Raw genomic sequence first — 2,305 nt, 5'->3', positions numbered from 1 at the left:
CATCGCGCCGAGAGTACTGCGGGGTCAGCCCGTGGGAGGCCAGGGCGCCGCTGACCGGTGGACGGCACCGAGCCGTCATCCAAGATGGAGAAGGGGGAGGCCTCGCGGCCTCCCCCTTTTTTGCGTTAATTGCGGCGTTCACTAAGCAATTAAATCAATCCAATCATCCACCGGTGAATATAAACGTTCACCGTTCTGTGGCCGGTTCTCTGTTCTCAATGGACTAATATTTGCTTTAGCGCGCTGATGCGCTTGTCCTGTTTTACACGGGTTGTTTTATTGATTGTGACGGAAGGACTCACATGGCAGATGTTCATGAGCTGCTTGATACTTGGATTGCCAATGTCAAGGACGAGGAGCTCCTCGCTGAGCTCAACACGATGAAGGAGCAGGGTGACGAAGACGCCATCACCGACGCTTTCTTCCAAGATCTCGCCTTCGGTACCGCCGGTCTACGTGGCACTATCGGTGCAGGCACTAACCGTATGAATATCTATACGGTTGGTCGCGCGACGCAGGGTTTTGCTGACTATCTCAATGCGACCTTCGAGCATCCGACGGTTGCCATCGCTCGCGATAGCCGCAATAAGGGTGAACTGTTCGTTAAGACGACGGCTGCCATTCTTGCCGCAAACGGCGTGACTGCTCTCGTGTATCCTAAGATTTCTCCCGTGCCGACGCTTTCCTGGGCCGTCCGTGACCTTAAGTGCTCCGGTGGCATTTGCATGACCGCTAGTCATAATCCAGCGCCTTATAACGGCTATAAGGCCTATGGCCCCGACGGCTGCCAGATTACCAGCGAGGCTGCCGATGCAATTTCTAAGGCTATCGCCGAGACCGATACGTTTACCGGCGTGAAGTCCATGGACTTCGATGAGGCTCTTGAGCAGGGTCTGGTCAAATGGATCGATGACTCGTGCCTCGAGCGTTATTATGACGCCGTTCTCGCCCGCGGCGTGACCAACCTTTCTGCCGAGGAGATCGCTGGCGCTCCGCTTAAGCTCGTCTACACTCCGCTCAACGGCACCGGCCTCATTCCCGTCACGACGGTGCTCGAGCGCGCTGGCATCACCGATGTCACGGTTGTTCCCGAGCAGAAGGAGCCTAACGGCGATTTCCCGACCTGCCCGTATCCTAACCCCGAGATTCGCCAGGCCATGCAGAAGGGCATTGACCTGTGCGAGCAGGTTCACCCTGATCTGCTGCTTGCAACCGATCCTGACGCCGATCGCGTTGGCGTTGCCGTTAAGAATAGCGATGACTATCTGCTGCTGACCGGCAATGAGATGGGCGTTCTGCTGCTCGACTATATCTGCAAGACCCGCGCTGCTCGCGGTGAGGACCTCACTAAGAAGGTTGCTGTCACTACTATCGTTTCTTCCGCCATGGTTGACGCTCTGGCCGATGAGTACGGTTTTGAGCTCCGTCGTTGCCTGACGGGCTTCAAGTACATCGGCGACATCATTACTTCTCTTTCCGATGCTGGCGAGGTCGATCGCTTTATCTTCGGTTTTGAGGAGAGCTACGGCTATCTGGCCGGCGACCACGTGCGCGACAAGGACGCCGTGAGCACTTCGCTTTTGATTTGCCAGATGGCGCAGTATTACAAGCTCCAGGGAAAGAACCTTGCCGACGCGATGCACGAGCTGTACGAGAAGTATGGCTACTATCACAACAAGACGATTTCGCTGAGCTATCCGGGTGCTGAGGGTGCGGCAAAGATGGCCGGCATCATGGCCGGTCTGCGCGAGAACCCGCCCGCGGAGCTCGCCGGTTCCAAGATTGAGGCCGTCGTTGATTACAACACCTGCGTGAACGGCCTGCCGAAGGCTAATGTTATTGAGTTCGATCTTGAGGGTGGCAACAAGGGTATTGTTCGTCCTTCCGGCACCGAGCCCAAGATTAAGCTGTACATCTTCGCTAAGGGCGCGGATGCCGCCGAGGCAGATGCAGCACTTGACGCGATCGAGGAGTCCGGTCGCAAGCTGCTGGCATAAGGTATTTAAGAGTCTATTGCTATAGATGGGCGAAAGAGGGGATCTCGGATGCGAGGTCCCCTCCTGTTTTTAACCAGCCAGCCGAGAGTACTTAGATGTGTAGGAAATGTGTACGCCCAGATTCCCGCCCCCGGCGCCCCTCCGGTCTGGCAATATATCTCCTTGCCGCGCGGCCCGGTGGAACCGGGAACCAGCGCAGGCGTGCACCTTGAGAACCGGATACTGCGAGGATGGACACACCAGTTGTGTCGCATCCGGGCAGACATCGAACCATTTGAAATGGTCTAACTTGGATTTGTTTTTCGCAA

At 56.3% G+C, this 2,305-nt stretch carries 2 protein-coding genes; both read left to right on the top strand.

The genetic code is table 11. The annotated features are described in order from the left end of the window. Nucleotides 1–227: hypothetical protein (locus tag AAAX36_RS09395; protein WP_349075276.1), on the top strand; the 227-nt coding region annotated here is incomplete at its 5' end. A 75-nt stretch (nucleotides 228–302) separates the two neighbouring features. Next, a complete protein-coding gene (locus AAAX36_RS09390) occupies nucleotides 303–1,997 on the top strand; it encodes a phospho-sugar mutase (RefSeq protein WP_055310777.1) in 1,695 nt (564 codons plus the stop codon). Nucleotides 1,998–2,305: the final 308 nt, after the last annotated feature.

The organism is Collinsella sp. CLA-ER-H10, assembly GCF_040092475.1.
Taxonomy (GTDB): Bacteria; Actinomycetota; Coriobacteriia; order Coriobacteriales; family Coriobacteriaceae; genus Collinsella.
This window is presented reverse-complemented; position numbering and strand designations above follow the sequence as displayed.

What these genes read in the sequence shown, in the direction of transcription:
- AAAX36_RS09390 (WP_055310777.1), top strand. Translation starts at nt 303, where the DNA reads ATGGCAGATGTTCATGAGCTGCTTGATACTTGGATTGCCAATGTCAAG.